The organism is Vibrio gigantis, from assembly GCF_024347515.1.
Classification (GTDB): Bacteria; Pseudomonadota; Gammaproteobacteria; order Enterobacterales; family Vibrionaceae; genus Vibrio; species Vibrio gigantis.
In genome coordinates this window covers 1,258,789-1,273,061 of sequence record NZ_AP025492.1, presented here as the reverse complement: position 1 = coordinate 1,273,061, position 14,273 = coordinate 1,258,789, and the positions used below count along the sequence as shown (strand labels likewise).

At 43.7% G+C, this 14,273-nt stretch carries 18 protein-coding genes; 11 read left to right on the top strand and 7 right to left on the bottom strand.

Features of this window, described 5'->3' with window-relative positions; translation table 11 throughout:
* Positions 1-2 precede the first annotated feature (2 nt).
* Together proV and OCV56_RS05805 are read right to left on the bottom strand one after the other, a co-directional pair.
* The gene (gene proV / locus OCV56_RS05810) at positions 3-1,190 is read right to left on the bottom strand and encodes a glycine betaine/L-proline ABC transporter ATP-binding protein ProV (protein WP_086713054.1); all 1,188 of its coding nucleotides are present in this window, start codon (positions 1,188-1,190) and stop codon (positions 3-5) included.
* A 277-nt stretch (positions 1,191-1,467) separates the two neighbouring features.
* Complete coding sequence (locus OCV56_RS05805) at positions 1,468-1,620, bottom strand: hypothetical protein (RefSeq protein ID WP_158094622.1); 153 nt, start codon at positions 1,618-1,620, stop codon at positions 1,468-1,470.
* Positions 1,621-1,846: 226 nt separating this feature from the next.
* On the opposite strand from OCV56_RS05805, the gene OCV56_RS05800 reads away from it, so the two are divergent.
* The gene (locus OCV56_RS05800) at positions 1,847-2,584 is read left to right on the top strand and encodes an HAD-IIB family hydrolase (RefSeq protein ID WP_086713053.1); all 738 of its coding nucleotides are present in this window, start codon (positions 1,847-1,849) and stop codon (positions 2,582-2,584) included.
* Between the two features lie 40 nt (positions 2,585-2,624).
* Here the strand turns inward: OCV56_RS05800 and OCV56_RS05795 are convergent, their stop codons facing one another.
* Positions 2,625-2,837: a TIGR02450 family Trp-rich protein gene (locus tag OCV56_RS05795; RefSeq protein ID WP_086713052.1), complete on the bottom strand. Its 213-nt coding sequence runs from the start codon at positions 2,835-2,837 to the stop codon at positions 2,625-2,627.
* A gap of 176 nt (positions 2,838-3,013) precedes the next feature.
* Here OCV56_RS05795 and OCV56_RS05790 point away from each other — a divergent pair, with 176 nt between their 5' ends.
* Positions 3,014-3,289 carry a nitrogenase-stabilizing/protective protein NifW gene (locus OCV56_RS05790; protein ID WP_086713051.1) on the top strand — a complete coding sequence of 92 codons (276 nt, stop codon included), beginning with the start codon at positions 3,014-3,016 and terminating at the stop codon, positions 3,287-3,289.
* A 137-nt stretch (positions 3,290-3,426) separates the two neighbouring features.
* Complete coding sequence (locus OCV56_RS05785) at positions 3,427-4,551, top strand: M14 family metallopeptidase (protein WP_086713050.1); 1,125 nt, start codon at positions 3,427-3,429, stop codon at positions 4,549-4,551.
* A gap of 138 nt (positions 4,552-4,689) precedes the next feature.
* On the opposite strand, the gene OCV56_RS05780 is transcribed toward OCV56_RS05785, so the two are convergent.
* Both OCV56_RS05780 and OCV56_RS05775 read right to left on the bottom strand, forming a co-directional pair.
* Positions 4,690-5,046 carry a PilZ domain-containing protein gene (locus OCV56_RS05780; RefSeq protein WP_086713049.1) on the bottom strand — a complete coding sequence of 119 codons (357 nt, stop codon included), beginning with the start codon at positions 5,044-5,046 and terminating at the stop codon, positions 4,690-4,692.
* Between the two features lie 232 nt (positions 5,047-5,278).
* Positions 5,279-5,905 carry a LysE family translocator gene (locus tag OCV56_RS05775; RefSeq protein WP_086713048.1) on the bottom strand — a complete coding sequence of 209 codons (627 nt, stop codon included), beginning with the start codon at positions 5,903-5,905 and terminating at the stop codon, positions 5,279-5,281.
* Between the two features lie 209 nt (positions 5,906-6,114).
* Here OCV56_RS05775 and OCV56_RS05770 point away from each other — a divergent pair, with 209 nt between their 5' ends.
* From OCV56_RS05770 to OCV56_RS05760, 3 genes are all read left to right on the top strand, one after another.
* Complete coding sequence (locus OCV56_RS05770; RefSeq protein ID WP_086713047.1) at positions 6,115-7,353, top strand: DEAD/DEAH box helicase; 1,239 nt, start codon at positions 6,115-6,117, stop codon at positions 7,351-7,353.
* A 254-nt stretch (positions 7,354-7,607) separates the two neighbouring features.
* Entirely contained in the window at positions 7,608-7,829 is a 222-nt protein-coding gene (locus OCV56_RS05765; protein WP_086713046.1) for a hypothetical protein, read from the top strand.
* A gap of 127 nt (positions 7,830-7,956) precedes the next feature.
* Positions 7,957-8,259, top strand: coding sequence for a thiamine-binding protein (locus tag OCV56_RS05760; RefSeq protein WP_017065764.1), 303 nt, complete (start codon positions 7,957-7,959; stop codon positions 8,257-8,259).
* Positions 8,260-8,300: 41 nt separating this feature from the next.
* Here the strand turns inward: OCV56_RS05760 and OCV56_RS05755 are convergent, their stop codons facing one another.
* Positions 8,301-8,468 (bottom strand): hypothetical protein, encoded by a 168-nt coding sequence (locus tag OCV56_RS05755; RefSeq protein ID WP_167373166.1) that lies wholly within the window; start codon positions 8,466-8,468, stop codon positions 8,301-8,303.
* Between the two features lie 108 nt (positions 8,469-8,576).
* Positions 8,577-8,840, bottom strand: coding sequence for a DUF1289 domain-containing protein (locus OCV56_RS05750; protein WP_086713045.1), 264 nt, complete (start codon positions 8,838-8,840; stop codon positions 8,577-8,579).
* A 188-nt stretch (positions 8,841-9,028) separates the two neighbouring features.
* Here OCV56_RS05750 and OCV56_RS05745 point away from each other — a divergent pair, with 188 nt between their 5' ends.
* The 5 genes from OCV56_RS05745 (at position 9,029) to OCV56_RS05725 (ending at position 14,222) form a co-directional block, all read left to right on the top strand.
* Positions 9,029-9,475, top strand: a complete 447-nt coding sequence (locus tag OCV56_RS05745) for an META domain-containing protein (RefSeq protein ID WP_086713044.1) — start codon at positions 9,029-9,031, stop codon at positions 9,473-9,475.
* Positions 9,476-10,123: 648 nt separating this feature from the next.
* Positions 10,124-11,290, top strand: coding sequence for an ABC transporter substrate-binding protein (locus tag OCV56_RS05740; RefSeq protein WP_086713043.1), 1,167 nt, complete (start codon positions 10,124-10,126; stop codon positions 11,288-11,290).
* Between the two features lie 5 nt (positions 11,291-11,295).
* The gene (locus tag OCV56_RS05735) at positions 11,296-12,996 is read left to right on the top strand and encodes an ABC transporter permease (RefSeq protein WP_086713042.1); all 1,701 of its coding nucleotides are present in this window, start codon (positions 11,296-11,298) and stop codon (positions 12,994-12,996) included.
* On the top strand, positions 12,962-13,612 hold the full coding sequence (locus OCV56_RS05730) for an ATP-binding cassette domain-containing protein (protein WP_086713041.1): 651 nt from the start codon (positions 12,962-12,964) through the stop codon (positions 13,610-13,612). Before OCV56_RS05735 ends, OCV56_RS05730 begins: the two co-directional genes overlap by 35 nt.
* A complete protein-coding gene (locus OCV56_RS05725) occupies positions 13,602-14,222 on the top strand; it encodes a CDP-alcohol phosphatidyltransferase family protein (RefSeq protein ID WP_086713040.1) in 621 nt (206 codons plus the stop codon). Before OCV56_RS05730 ends, OCV56_RS05725 begins: the two co-directional genes overlap by 11 nt.
* Positions 14,223-14,273: the final 51 nt, after the last annotated feature.

Below are 14,273 nucleotides of genomic sequence, written 5' to 3'. Positions count from 1 at the left end.
ATCTATCCCTTATCTAATGTTTGTAGCAGTCGTGACTTAGTCACAACGCCAAAGTAATTGCCTTGCTCGTCCACAACAGGAACGGAATAAGGCACACCGCCAACAAGGCCAAGCACATCATTGATTGGTAAATCTGGATTCAGAGTTAAGCCATCACTTAGCTGAGCACTAACTAAGGATTTATTCTCTTTGTGGGCTTTGCGAAGGGAATCGATAGAAACGATGCCTGAGTAGTGACTGCTCTTCTCAACAACGATGCCGTATTCACGGTCGTTATCCATTAAGATTTGCAAAGCAGAGGCTGGGCCATCGTGCTCAGATTTCTTAAATACCGCAGCAGGTTTCTTGCGAGCAATGTCCTTCACAGTAAGCACGCTTGCTACGTTTACACCGCGAAAGAAAGCTTCGACATAATCGTTAGCTGGGTTATTAAGAATGTCGTCAGGGGTACCAACTTGAACCACTTCGCCATTTTGCATGATGGCAATACGGTCACCGATTCTCATCGCTTCATCCAAATCATGAGAGATGAAAACAATGGTTCGTTTATCATCATTTTGCAGACGAATAAGTTCATCTTGCATCTCAGTACGAATCAAAGGATCAAGTGCAGAGAACGCTTCATCCATTAAGAGGATATCTGGGTCACATGCTAGAGCACGAGCTAAACCCACACGCTGCTTCATACCACCAGATAATTCATCTGGGTAAGACTCTGAATATGCGCCAAGACCTACACGCTCTAACGCTTCAAATGCCGACTGTTTTCGCGTTTCCATTTCAACACCCGCAAGCTCAAGGCCAAACGCTGCGTTTTCTATCACAGTCATGTGGGGCATCAATGCGAAATTTTGGAAAACCATGGAGATGTTGTTGCGGCGAACTTCGCGGAGTTCATCTTCTGAGATGTGGGCAATGTCTTTGCCTCGTAGAAGCACATTACCTTTGGTAGGTTCAATCAAGCGGTTAAGAAGGCGAACTAGGGTTGATTTGCCAGATCCTGACAGTCCCATTATTACGAAAATCTCGCCTTCTTGAATACTAAGAGAAACATCGTTAACGCCGATCGTTAGACCTGTTTCTTCAAAAACTTTGTCTTTGTCCGCACCTTGATTAATCATCGTAAAAGCACGGTCGGTGTCTTCACCAAACACCTTGTACAGTCCCTTAACTTCCAGTATGGGATCCATGTAATCTAATCCTTTGTTAGTTATCTAAACTTATAGTTATTTAAACTTAAAACGGTTATTTAAACTCAAAAAACGATTAGCACTCTAAGTAATCAAGCAGTGTAAATCAAGGGGTATCGTACTGTAACTCATTCACAAAACTACTAATCCCCTAGAAAAAACAACGATTAAAAACAAAACAACAAACACCCAAGATACTGAAAACAAAAGACAATCAACCAAGAAGAACGATAGCGATATTATGTATTACTTACTGATAGATTATTGAATATTTATTTTACATTTGAGTAATTAATACGCCAAATAGACCAAGAATGGCATCAAATAGTTCGTGCACAAATAATTTGAATACAAACCATTTGTTAAGGTTTAATGGCGTTTCAAAGTTGGTCATCCACTCTGCGACAGGGATAAGGCCCACACTCGGCATCTACATAAAATCCATAGGTGAACTGGCTAAAGTCAGCGAGATAAAATAGACCTTTTCAACCAAGAATCTTAAAACATCACATCAACTGTGATACTTGCTGCAAACTATTAAACGTCGATTATCCAAACCGAAAGACAACTTGTAGAGTCCTCATAGCTAAGCCATTATTTATGGAAGAATTGGACATTTTCCCACGATGAATTAGAGAAAAAGACAAGGAATTCGAATGATAAAAATGCTGGTGTGTGACTTTGACGGGACGCTGGATGGAGGCTCTTCTCATGGGGTGAATCAGTTATTTGACTACCTAACCGAGCAACCTGATATCCGTTTTATCATCGCAACAGGGAGAACTCTACCTTCTATTCGAGTGGGTTTGGCATCAGATAACTACCCGAAACCACACAGTATTATCAGTGATGTGGGCACGAGAATTCATCACGTTCACTCCCAAAAGCCCGATCATGTTTGGCGCAACCAGTTAGAAGCGTCGTGGAACAAATCCAAAGTCGAGACAGCACTCGCACCACTCGACTTTATGGGTGAACGCTTTGAAAACCATCAAGGTGATTACAAGATGACTTTTGAAGGGAAGCTATCTGAGCCTCAACATGAATTGATCGAATCAAGCTTGGAGTCGCACGGGGTGGATGTACACCTGACCTACTCTCACGATTGGTACTTGGACATCACACCAAAGGGCGTCAATAAGGCAACAGCTATTCATCACCTGCTCAAACAGCATAATTTAAGTGTAGAAGAAGTGTGTGTCGCCGGTGACTCTGCCAACGACACCTCAATGCTCACAATTGAAGGCGTAAACTCGATATTGGTGGCTAACCATTACCCTGAGGTTGCTCACCTATCCGACAGAGACAATGTATATACCAGCAGCGCAACACATGCTGCGGGCGTGTTAGAAGGCCTAAAATACTGGCAAGAGCGTGCGACGACAGGTAATTAGAATACGTAGGGGCGAGCGACTGCCCCTCTACTTCATATCCTTATTTCCACCCAGGAAGCCAATACTCCTTGTCGGTTAGATCCCGCCAGTTAATGTCTTCCTCTCTTTTGGTCATCACCGCTTCTATCAAACAACGAGTGACCTCCCCTTCTTCACACTCGACCTCTGTGACAATAAAGTGTTTTTCTTTCTTCACTGGGCTAACGGCTGTCCATTTGCTGCGAAGTAGTTTCTTTGGATTTATTCGATTCATTGATTCTTTCCTGTCACTGTTTGTTAATACTTTATCTATAACCCTCAAAGAGTTAAAAAGATCACTTCAAGTTAAGAAAGGCTCCGATTCAAACCTAGGTAAGTCATAACTAAAATCAATAAAACAAAACATGAACTCGGTACAATAGTTGCCACCAGTTCATAAACCAACTCACCATGAACCAAACAGAATTCCAGAAAAAAATGGCGAGCTTCACCTCAATCGAACAAGCGCTCAATTACTTTGAAATTGGGTTTGATAGCAAGTTCATCGATCAAAATAGAGTCGAACTTGTGAAGCGCTTTAATGGTTATCTGATCCTTGCGAAACCTGATGATTGGTTTTCTGGACGAAGAGCATTGAAAAACGCTTACTGTAAGGTTCAACGTAGCAAGTTAGATCGCCACACACGTTCTGCCTGTCGTGGGTGTACAACTTGCCAGCGTCGATAATTGGAAAGTGGGTTGTTCAAAATAGATAACTAAAAAGTAGATAGTTGAAATAACATCTCATTACGATTTAGTTAGTGGTTTGCTCGAAAAAAAGTGTGCTAGTCTTACGGCAACTCAACTACGAGATAAAAACTACAATGAAAATTTTCAGCAATTTCGAAAGCGGCAACATTCACGTCGTTTCAGCAGATTCACCACAAAACATTCAACTGACCATCCCTGCAGACAACCAGACTCAAATCTCTCAGTGGTTCCACTTCCGTTTGGAAAGTGAAGCTCAACAAGCTCACCACTTTGAAATCGGCCAATTGGCAACGTCTGCTTACCCTGAAGGCTGGAAAGATTACGATGTGGTTGCATCGTATGACCGCGAAGAGTGGTTCCGTATCCCATCTCAGTTCGATGGCGACACACTAAGCTTTGATATCATTCCAGAGCACGATTCAATGTACTTCGCGTACTTCGCACCTTACTCGTACGATCGTCACCAAGACCTTCTGCACAGCGCACAGACGCACCCTGCTTGTAAGCTTGAAACACTCGGTCACACGCTAGACAACAACGACATCACTTTGCTAACTATTGGTGAACCAAGTGAAGAGAAGAAAAACATTTGGGTTATTGGCCGCCAACACCCTGGCGAGACAATGGCTGAATGGTTAATCGAAGGCCTGCTTCAACGCCTGCTTGATGAGACAGACACAGTGGGTCGCTCTCTTCTAGACAGCGTTGTTTTCCGCGTTGTACCAAACATGAACCCAGATGGCAGTATCCGTGGTCACCTGCGTACCAACGCAATTGGCGTAAACCTGAACCGCGAATGGCAATCCCCGTCGATGGAGCGCAGCCCAGAAGTATTTCTTGTGCGAGAGCGCATGTTAGAAACGGGCGTTGATATGTGTTTAGACATTCACGGCGACGAAGCGATTCCATATAACTTTGTAGCAGGTAGCGAAGGCACGCCTTCATACAACGAACGCATCGCGAAGCTAGAAAACCACTTCAAGCAAGCACTACTGACGATCACGCCAGAGTTCCAAGATGAGTTTGGTTACGACAAAGACGAGCCAGGCAAAGCGAATATGACCGTTGGCACAAACTGGATCGGTGAGCAATTCAAGTGTTTGGCTTACACGGTCGAGATGCCATTTAAAGATCACATCAGCCATGCTGACGAACTTTATGGCTGGTCGCCGGAGCGTAGTGTCGCGTTTGGTCACGACATGCTAGCGGCGGTTTGGGCAACAGTAGACGAGCTATAGAGTAACTAAGCTCTTTAATTTGTCCCTTTATCTAATTTGATAGATATAACAAAGCCCAGCACCTATGAGATCGCTGGGCTTTTTAATCTCTACTCAAAATAATCTATTTGGGCTTAAGCATCTAACGTTAGAAGCTCTTTATGCCACCCTAAGGCTTGCAAAAAATACCGGATATTTTTGCCTAATGTGCCTTTGTTCAGACACCATATCTTTGAAACTTGGGCCTTGTGATAACTGAACGATCACTTCGTCGCCCTCTTGTCTCAGCACTGCGCCACTAATATCAATACTGCTGTTGTCATGCAACCTCAAGGTGCCGGCCATTGAAAAGCCACGATAAACCGGAATGATGTTACGCATCATCAAGCGCACACCCTTTTCAGAAACTTCGCTGACATGAAAAAGCTCATCCTTAACTCGCATCACCGGACGTGCCTTTTGAGGGTACTTTAAGCGGTAATATTTGCGTTTCTGGGTGAATGAATCTTCACGCATATTGACTCCCTGTCTCTGTTATTCGGTCAAGCAATAGACATTAGTTTCAATTGGGTTTCAAATTACACATTCACCAAATTGATATCTGGTCATTATATCGACTTCCCGAGCTAATGCTTTAGAGATTTATACAGAGAAATAAGAATTGCTTGGCATTCAACAAAAAATGAGATCTGAGTCAGAAATGGAACTGAGCTAGATAGGTAAAGACCCAACTCTTCGTGTGATTACCCTAAAGCTGAAACAACGCCAACTGAATACTGAAGCCGACAAATAACACGCCACATACAATATTCATCATTTGCGAGGTACGCTTTTGAACCAATAAGCGCTTAAACGTATCCGCCATTAAGATCACAACCAAGAACCACATCGAAACGACCATCGCCTGAATTCCACCAAGCATGAGACTGTCTGTCACAATCGCATCTGTTGAAACAAATTGAGGAAATATAGAAAGATAAAACAAGACGATTTTAGGATTCAGTAGATTCGTGAGGAGCCCTTTGAAAAATTGGCTATAAAGCTTACTTCCCGATGCACTTACCACAGAAAGTACGCCCTCTTGAGCGCGCAGTGCTGCACGGAAATGGTTGTATCCAAGCCAGACAAGACACAAAACCCCAGCCCATTTTAGCCCTTCAAAGGCCATTGGAGTGTTCGACAGTAACAGGCTTATTCCATTTGCCGAGATAAAAGCGTGAAAAAAGAAACCACATGAAACGCCTAACACGTTCACAAATGCGAACAGCTTTCTTTGAGTTAAGGCCGTGCTTAATACCAACAAAGCATTAGGGCCCGGTATAATGGCAATAAAAAACACGATAACAATAAACAGCCAGATACTGTCCCAACTCATTTCGATCTCTTTTCATGAACATTTTTAGGACGGACATTGTACGTCCATTCGATAGCATTACAATATGATAAACGTTTAATTAACTCGCATAGAGATCGTCACAAAATAACGCGTATAATGAATGTGTTTATCGTGTAACGTACAAAACTGATTCTCTAACATTTACAGCCCTGTTAGACTCCACCTCCCTTTTGATACTTGGTTCATTTATGTCATTTGATAACCTAACCCTTAATGCTAAAACCGTCTCCGCGCTCCCACCTCAATTCAATAAGCCGACAGAGATACAACAAGCAGTAATTCCTACAATTATTACGGGGAAAGACGTACTTGCATTAGCTCAAACGGGTAGCGGTAAAACATTGGCCTTCGGCTTACCACTGCTGAACAACATCAATCATGATGTAAATGAACTGCAAGCACTGATCATTGTCCCAACGCGTGAACTCGCATCTCAAGTGACGAAATCTTTAGAGCCTGTCGCGACAGCGCTTGATATCAAACTCGTAACTTTAACGGGCGGCGTGAATACCGATGATCAACAGCAACGATTATCCATCAAGCCACAATTAGCTATCGCAACACCAGGCCGCCTACTTGCGTTAATCAAAAGTGGTGAACTGGAAGTAGCTCAATGTCTAGCACTAGTTCTTGATGAAGCTGATCGTCTGATCGACATGGGCTTTTGGCCAGATATTCAAGCGATCACCGCAGCACTGCCTAGCAAGCGCCAATCACTACTATTCTCAGCGACACTTCCTCCAGAATTGGTCAATCAGGCTGAAACGCTTTTATCGAACCCAGAGAAGATCACGACTCATCAAGAAAACAGCGTTGTCGAAACCATTGAAGAAACCCTGTATCTAGTGAACAAAGGCAGTAAAGCTCAAGCATTGATTGCCTTACTTAATCAAAATCAATGGCCACAGGTGTTGGTTTTTATTGGCGCTAAAGACAATGCAGACGCATTAACTAAACGATTGAACAAAGCCAAAATCAGTGTGAGTGCGTTACATGGAAATAAGAGCCAAGAAGAACGAGAGCAAGCATTAGAAAGTTTCAAAAAAGGTGAGACTCGTGTGCTTATCGCGACCGACGTCATGGCTAGAGGCATCCATATTGATCAGTTACCTGTCGTGATTAACTTTGAATTGCCATCTCACTCAGCAACTTACGTACACCGTGTTGGCCGTACAGCAAGAGCAGGAAGTACTGGCTGCGCGATCTCGCTAGTTAGCCACAGCGAAACTGACTACCTTAATGCGATTCGCAGCCTGACCAATAAGCTGCTAGTGCTACAACCATTAGAAGGTTTTCCTGTTACAGACAAACCGGCATCTGAAACAACAGCTCGCAAGCGTCCGCCTAAAGACAAAATGGCCAATCGACGAACAGCCAAAAAGAAGAGTATTAAGCAATTTAAAAGCAAACCCAATAGCTCAAAGTAACCAGAAGTAGCTTTAAGTAACCAGAAATAAAATAATCAGCTCAGTTTGTACTGGGCTTTTTTATATGCAACAAAATACAAACTCACACCCAAGAACCTCCCTAAAGATGCCAACTTAAATGACACTTTTGTGAATTATGATGCCAACGTATTGATTCTTGGTTGCTCAAAAAAAATACTCTTAAATCACGTTGACGCCCCTATATCTGGCAACTAGATTTTTCTATTAGTGTCTAAAACCAGGAGGTCATTGAAATGAAACGTGCTAGCTCTACATATCGATTACAACTGATTAAGGAAGTGGCAACCCGCCGAGATCGTCAACGTTCCAATGACCCGATGGCAAACTACATACAAACCCTAATAGATAATCAAGATGATTGTGATACTTCGGTTGAACGTAACCAGAGGTTCAGTGGTAGTCATTTTGATGAACACATAGGTGGTTGGGTAAGCGACCACTGGGGTAGCAAGTAAGGCAACGAGTGTAATCCAACCAGCATAGTCGCTGTAGAATTTGTCTCCGCATTAACCTATCATCTGCAACAATTCCTTATCCTAGAGTAAGCAGAAAGTGTCTGAGTTAAAAAGAGAAAAAGAAGTAATGGTTGCCTTCCAAGTGATACCTCGCGTTAAAGAAGGCAATAACTTCGAAGTGGTTGATAAAGCCATTGAAGTAGTGAAAGCTGCCGATGTGCCTTTCCAAGTCGGTGCGATGGAAACCACGATGAAAGGTGAACTCAACCAACTACTCGATATCGTTAAAAAAGCAGAACAAGCTTGCTACGATGCAGGGGCTGTAGAAGTGATCACAAACATTAAGATCCACAGTAAAACCACCGAGGCCGATGATACATTTTGCACATACCATCGTGGTGTAACGAAAGCGAATCACATGTTTGTTTAAGAAAGCTGAGCTTTAAGAAAGGCCCTTAAGAACCAGCGGTGTTATTGGAAAGGCATGTCTGAAAGGTGAGAAAGGATTTCCATTCGTTCTTCTTCTGACATCGAATGCCAATCACGCGGACTCTCTTCAGGGTCATCTTTCGCCCCAATCGGTTTTCGGTCCAGTGCTGTGACTGGCTCTTTTTTGAGTTTTACGTTCTTTTTATTCATACCAACAACACTCCTTCAGGTACAAAGGTACCTACCTTGATATTACACCCCAACCATTATGTAAAGTAATAGTTACTTCGGAGTTAAATAAATCTTAATGCTTCCTCTTTAGCCAAACAGATCTCTTTGGGGACTTGTATTTCCCTCTTCGTCGATCGACTTACCAACCAAGTTTTTTTGCTTCATTATTTTTCTTCTATAACGCTGACGACACAGCTTGATGACGTGCAATTGTTCTGACGGTGTCATCGACATCCAATTAAAACGCTCTTCTCTTTTGCGCATACAACCATTGCAATAGCCTTTGTCATCGCTTGAACAAACCCCAACGCAAGGGCTTGGAACTTGGAAAAACTCTAACTGCTCCACCATGCCTCCTTACACATTCAAAATTACGCTTACTATCTCAAAAATAAGCGATTAATTTGTCGCCTAGCTCATGAAATCCATACTAAACTATGACCTTATACTGACACATATAGTGTTTTGTAAACTATACTTTGAACCCATCAAGTTACACTTATTCGGTAACTTCGTTCTTTCCTTTGGAGCCTTATAATATGAAGTTTAGTTCAAAAAAATTACTAGCAGTAGCCGCTTTACCTATGATGCTAGCAGCATGCACAACAACAGGTGACAACGCGATGCAAGTAACACCAACCGATCTACAGCACCATAATTGGGAACTTGCGCAAATCGATGGCAAGGACATTGCGAAAAGCGAAGATCAAGCAGCTCCTCGTCTAGAGATCGGCGAAAAGATGACTGCAAACGGCATGGCTGGTTGTAACAACTTCTTCGGTCAAGGCGAGCTGAAAGATGGTCAATTCCGTATCAAGCAAATGGGCATGACAATGAAAATGTGTCACGGCTCTGCGATGGACATCGAGCAATCGGTTTCTGCTACTCTAAGCGAGTGGAGCGACGTAACGCTAACAAACGATACGCTAATACTGAAAAACGATGTACACACACTAACGTACACAATTCGTGACTGGGTAAACTGATCCCTCATCGAAACCAAATATTGATTAAAGGAGCCTCACGGCTCCTTTTTTATTGTCAGTTTACCCTCACTATTTCGTCAAAATTGACGCTCATCGCCGACTTTTCGTACCAACCTCCAATAAACCTCAAAAATCTCTCATTTAGATGCAATAAATTCACCGGTCCAGCGGTCTGTTGCTAGGATGGCAAAAGCCTAGAGTCTGTTGAGTTTTCGAGATAGGTGTATATCGAACAAAACTCAACCGCGAACTCCCGACATCTTCTCAAGTAATTGATTGAATTTACTATTGAATTAGAAATTATTTCAGAAACAGATAGAATAACTATAGGGCGTGTTGATCTTTCGAGCTGATTTTTGCAGCGAGTTGCTGGGTATTTATACAAGGCAGAGGCGTCGATGTGTAGCTAGCCTACATGAGAAGCCAATAACGTAGTAGAAATGACCAGCAAACGCTGCCCGAAGGGTTCGGCTAAAAGCGTTTTACTCTTTGTTGAGGGAGATTTGCTTAGAATGACTAGGCTACTTCCCCCTCGCCGCGATTAAAACGCTTTTATCTCGAACAAAATTTAACCACGAAAGGTCAACACGCCCTAGGGAGCTCGAAAATACAATGCTCTTGCCCGTTCACTACCAAATGGAAAAGTTTATGAACAAGATAGTAAGTACGTTAGGAATCATGGCAACCGTTGCATACAGCGCAACCATTTATGCTGATGAAGCAACATCAACCGACAGCTGGAACCAAATAGAACAGCAGGCAGAAGGAGAAACTGTCTACTTTCACGCTTGGGGCGGAAGCCAAGAGATCAATCGCTACCTACAATGGGCAGGCAAGAAATTACAAAGTGATTACGGTGTCACGCTAAAACACGTGAAAGTGACCGATATTGCAGAGACCACCACTCGATTACTCGCAGAAAAAGCAGCAGGTAAGAACACAGAAGGCAGTGTCGATATCGTTTGGATCAATGGCGAGAACTTCCGTTCGATGAAAGACAACGCGTTGTTGTTTGGACCATTCACAGAATCACTTCCAAATTGGAAGTACGTTGATAAATCTTTACCGATTGATGTCGACTTCTCTGAACCTACAGAAGGCCTAGAAGCTCCTTGGGGCGTTGGACAACTTGTGTTCATCCACGACCAAGAGACGCTGCACAATCCCCCACAATCGTTTTCAGAGATGTTGAGCTATGCTCAAGCTTTCCCTAACCGCTTAAGCTACCCTCGCCCACCAGAATTTCATGGCACTAGCTTCATCAAGTCTCTACTGATTGAGCTAACAAACAATAATCCAGCACTGGCTCAGCAGGTTTCAGAAGACAACTTCCAAGAAGTTACGGCACCACTGTGGGCTTACTTAGATAAATTCCACAAAGTGGCATGGCGCGGTGGCAAACAATTCCCTGCAGGCACATCGGAAAGCATACAACTTCTGGATGATGGACAGCTCGACCTCGCGATTACGTTCAACCCAAACTCTGTTTATTCAGCACAAGCAAGTGGTCGCTTAGCCGAAAGCACCAAGGCTTATGCTCTAGAAAGCGGGGCTTTATCTAATATTCACTTCCTTGCAATCCCTTGGAATGCGAATGCAAATGCTGGCGCTCAAGTGACCATTAACTTCTTGCTGAGCCCAGAAGCACAATCGCGCAAAGGTGACCTCAATATTTGGGGCGATCCTTCAGTATTAAGCAGTAAATACCTCACGGGTAGCGCTAAGAATACTCAGCAATTTAAATCGATTGATGAACCACACCCAAGCTGGCAAAACGCGCTCGAGAAAGAGTGGCTTAAGCGATACGGTAACTAATCTTCATGCTACGCGCTCTATATTTTGTTGTTATAGCTGTGTGCATTATCCCGACCATTCCTGGGGTCGCGGGAGTAGTGGCTTCGTCACTGAGTTTCATCCCGCCCCTAGGTTTAGAGGAGCCAACACTCAACGGTTTTAGCCAAGTCTTTCAATGGGAAGGTGTTTGGCATTCAATTGGCTTAACATTATGTTCCGCCTTTATCAGTAGCTATCTTGCTTGTTTTCTAACGTTCTGTATTTTACAAGCAACATGGCAACGCCCTTTCTGGAGAAAGATAGAGCTTACTCTCTCACCGATGTTGTCTATTCCACACGTAGCTTTCGCCATTGGGTTTGCTTTTCTATTCGGCCCTAGTGGCTTAGGCGCGAGATCAATCCATCATATATTTGGGGCATCAGGAAGTAGTTCTGAACTTGCACTTTTGGTCAAAGACCCTTATGCACTAGGGCTTATAGTCATGCTCGCGCTGAAAGAGATCCCTTTCTTACTATTGATGAGTATATCTATCCTTCAACAAATCGACGTTGAGCGTATTACAAAGGTGAGTTCATCTTTAGGTTACAGCCGCTCACAAATCTGGTGGAAATGTATTTTCCCCCAGTGGTTCACTAAGCTTCGCTTCCCTATGCTGGCTGTGCTCGCTTATAGTCTATCGGTTGTTGATATTGCGCTGATTCTTGGTCCAACGAATCCACCGACCTTCGCTATCTTAGTATGGCATTGGTTTAATGACCCCGATCTTAGCTTGCTACCAAGAGCTGCCGCAGGCGCAATTATCTTGTTTATCTTAGCCTCGCTTATGATTGCTTTAGCTCGTCTTATTGAGTGGGCAACTCTGAAAGGCTTTAGATCATGGCAATATTCAGGGCGCAGCGGTATTACTCTACCAGGTAAGTCTATCTTTAGTTTCCTTGCCTTGCTTTCGATGACGATGTTTCCGTTAATGATCATTTGGAGTGTGGCCCAACGTTGGCGCTTCCCGGACTTACTTCCTAGTCGCTATAGCATGCGTTTTTGGGAGTTTGAGTGGGATGGCATCATGAGCACCGTCGGGCAAAGCTTATGGATTGGGCTTATTGCCGCTTCCGTTGCGTTGTTACTCGCGCTAGTTGCTCATGAATACCGAATCAAATACAAGTGGCAAGTTCCGGGCTTCATTATCGCGATTCCGATGTTGATCCCTCAGCTCTCTGTGTTGTTCGGTATGCAAGTGACCACGCTTTATATCGGCAGCAGCGCTTATGAGTTCTGGGTGATTTGGGCACACGTATTCTTCGCCTTTCCATTTGTTTACTTGTCTTTAGACGGGCCTTGGAAAAGCTTCAACGATGGACTCATTAAAGCATCACTCAGCTTGGGGAAATCGCCATTTCAAAGTTGGTACTCTATTAAGCTGCCTATCTTGTTGCCTGCCATTGCCTTCGCTTGGGCGGTTGGGATCAGTGTGAGTTTGGCTCAATACTTACCAACATTAATGCTTGGCGCGGGTCGCATTAGCACAATCACCACAGAAGCGGTTGCTCTAACCAGTGGTTTCGACCGCAGAGTGACCGCCATTTACGCCATTTGGCAGGCCTTATTGCCTCTGTTCTTTTTCTCTTTAGCGATATTGGTCAGCCGACTTCAACTCAGATATCGCCGTCTTACTTTTAAGGGTTTTCTAACGAATGAGTCTGCACCTCAACGACCTCGCCATCCATAAAAACGATGGTGTATCGCTATTTTCAGCGCTAAACGTAACATTAGAATCTGGCAAAATACTGGCTTTGATGGGACCAAGTGGCTGCGGAAAGTCAACATTACTGGATGCGATTGCTGGTCACTTAGGTGAAGAGTTTTCGTATTCTGGCACCGTTGTATTAAACGATATTCAGTTGGACGACTTGCCTTCACATCAGCGTGAAGTCGGTATTTTGTTTCAAGATGACTTGTTGTTTCCACACCTCAAGGTATGGGAGAACTTGGCGTTCTCTCTGCCTAATTCAATTAAGGGCTCCGCTCGTCAACAGCAAGCGATGGCTGCGTTAAAAGACATTGAACTGACACACTTAGCAGAATCTTTTCCTGATCAGATTTCTGGTGGTCAACGAGCGAGAATCAGTTTAACTCGTATGTTATTGGCGAAGCCTAAATTGGCTCTACTTGATGAACCGTTCAGTAAGCTGGACCAAGAGCTCAGAGCACAATTTCGCGATTGGGTGTTTGAGCAATTAACAAAAGCCAATATCCCAACGTTAATGGTCACGCACGACGAAGCAGATGTGCCTCAAGGGGCTCAAGTACTCTCTTGGCCATGGAGAAGCAACCATGCTGGATAAGTACTCTATAAAGGTCATCAAGTGGCCATTAAATCAGTCGGCTAAATTACTGAACCAACTTGGTATAACGGCCAATCAAACCACGTTATTCGGATTTGTGGTTGGGTGTTTGGCATTTCCTGCGTTGGCATTTCAACAATACGAATGGGCGTTGGGATTTATTGTACTTAACCGGGTTTGCGATGGACTTGATGGCGCCTTAGCTCGAATCCAAGATATCAGTGATGCGGGCGGCTTTCTCGATATCAGTTTAGATTTCCTTTTCTATTCACTGATCCCTTTTGGTTTTGTGATTGCCAATCCAGAACACAATGCCATTGCCGGTGCATTTTTGATCTTCTCTTTTATCGGTACAGGCAGTAGCTTTTTGGCGTTTGCAGTCATGGCGGGCAAACGAGGCATCGAGAATCCAGTGTACAAGCACAAATCTCTTTACTACATGTCTGGTCTAACCGAAGGGACAGAGACCATCGCCTGTTTCATTGCCTTTTGTATTTGGCCACAACACTTTGCTGTTATCGCCTATACCTTTGGTGCAGCATGTTGGCTCACCACATTTATGCGTATCTATTTTGGGTTCCAAACTCTTAAGACTCAGCAAGAGAGTTAGCGGTCTAACGACATCAACAAGATACAAAAACGCCACTCAATATGAGTGGCG

What these genes read in the sequence shown, in the direction of transcription:
- proV (WP_086713054.1), bottom strand. Translation starts at nt 1,190, where the DNA reads ATGGATCCCATACTGGAAGTTAAGGGACTGTACAAGGTGTTTGGTGAA.
- OCV56_RS05805 (WP_158094622.1), bottom strand. Translation starts at nt 1,620, where the DNA reads ATGCCGAGTGTGGGCCTTATCCCTGTCGCAGAGTGGATGACCAACTTT.
- OCV56_RS05800 (WP_086713053.1), top strand. Translation starts at nt 1,847, where the DNA reads ATGATAAAAATGCTGGTGTGTGACTTTGACGGGACGCTGGATGGAGGC.
- OCV56_RS05795 (WP_086713052.1), bottom strand. Translation starts at nt 2,837, where the DNA reads ATGAATCGAATAAATCCAAAGAAACTACTTCGCAGCAAATGGACAGCC.
- OCV56_RS05790 (WP_086713051.1), top strand. Translation starts at nt 3,014, where the DNA reads ATGAACCAAACAGAATTCCAGAAAAAAATGGCGAGCTTCACCTCAATC.
- OCV56_RS05785 (WP_086713050.1), top strand. Translation starts at nt 3,427, where the DNA reads ATGAAAATTTTCAGCAATTTCGAAAGCGGCAACATTCACGTCGTTTCA.
- OCV56_RS05780 (WP_086713049.1), bottom strand. Translation starts at nt 5,046, where the DNA reads ATGCGTGAAGATTCATTCACCCAGAAACGCAAATATTACCGCTTAAAG.
- OCV56_RS05775 (WP_086713048.1), bottom strand. Translation starts at nt 5,905, where the DNA reads ATGAGTTGGGACAGTATCTGGCTGTTTATTGTTATCGTGTTTTTTATT.
- OCV56_RS05770 (WP_086713047.1), top strand. Translation starts at nt 6,115, where the DNA reads ATGTCATTTGATAACCTAACCCTTAATGCTAAAACCGTCTCCGCGCTC.
- OCV56_RS05765 (WP_086713046.1), top strand. Translation starts at nt 7,608, where the DNA reads ATGAAACGTGCTAGCTCTACATATCGATTACAACTGATTAAGGAAGTG.
- OCV56_RS05760 (WP_017065764.1), top strand. Translation starts at nt 7,957, where the DNA reads ATGGTTGCCTTCCAAGTGATACCTCGCGTTAAAGAAGGCAATAACTTC.
- OCV56_RS05755 (WP_167373166.1), bottom strand. Translation starts at nt 8,468, where the DNA reads ATGAATAAAAAGAACGTAAAACTCAAAAAAGAGCCAGTCACAGCACTG.
- OCV56_RS05750 (WP_086713045.1), bottom strand. Translation starts at nt 8,840, where the DNA reads ATGGTGGAGCAGTTAGAGTTTTTCCAAGTTCCAAGCCCTTGCGTTGGG.
- OCV56_RS05745 (WP_086713044.1), top strand. Translation starts at nt 9,029, where the DNA reads ATGAAGTTTAGTTCAAAAAAATTACTAGCAGTAGCCGCTTTACCTATG.
- OCV56_RS05740 (WP_086713043.1), top strand. Translation starts at nt 10,124, where the DNA reads ATGAACAAGATAGTAAGTACGTTAGGAATCATGGCAACCGTTGCATAC.
- OCV56_RS05735 (WP_086713042.1), top strand. Translation starts at nt 11,296, where the DNA reads ATGCTACGCGCTCTATATTTTGTTGTTATAGCTGTGTGCATTATCCCG.
- OCV56_RS05730 (WP_086713041.1), top strand. Translation starts at nt 12,962, where the DNA reads ATGAGTCTGCACCTCAACGACCTCGCCATCCATAAAAACGATGGTGTA.
- OCV56_RS05725 (WP_086713040.1), top strand. Translation starts at nt 13,602, where the DNA reads ATGCTGGATAAGTACTCTATAAAGGTCATCAAGTGGCCATTAAATCAG.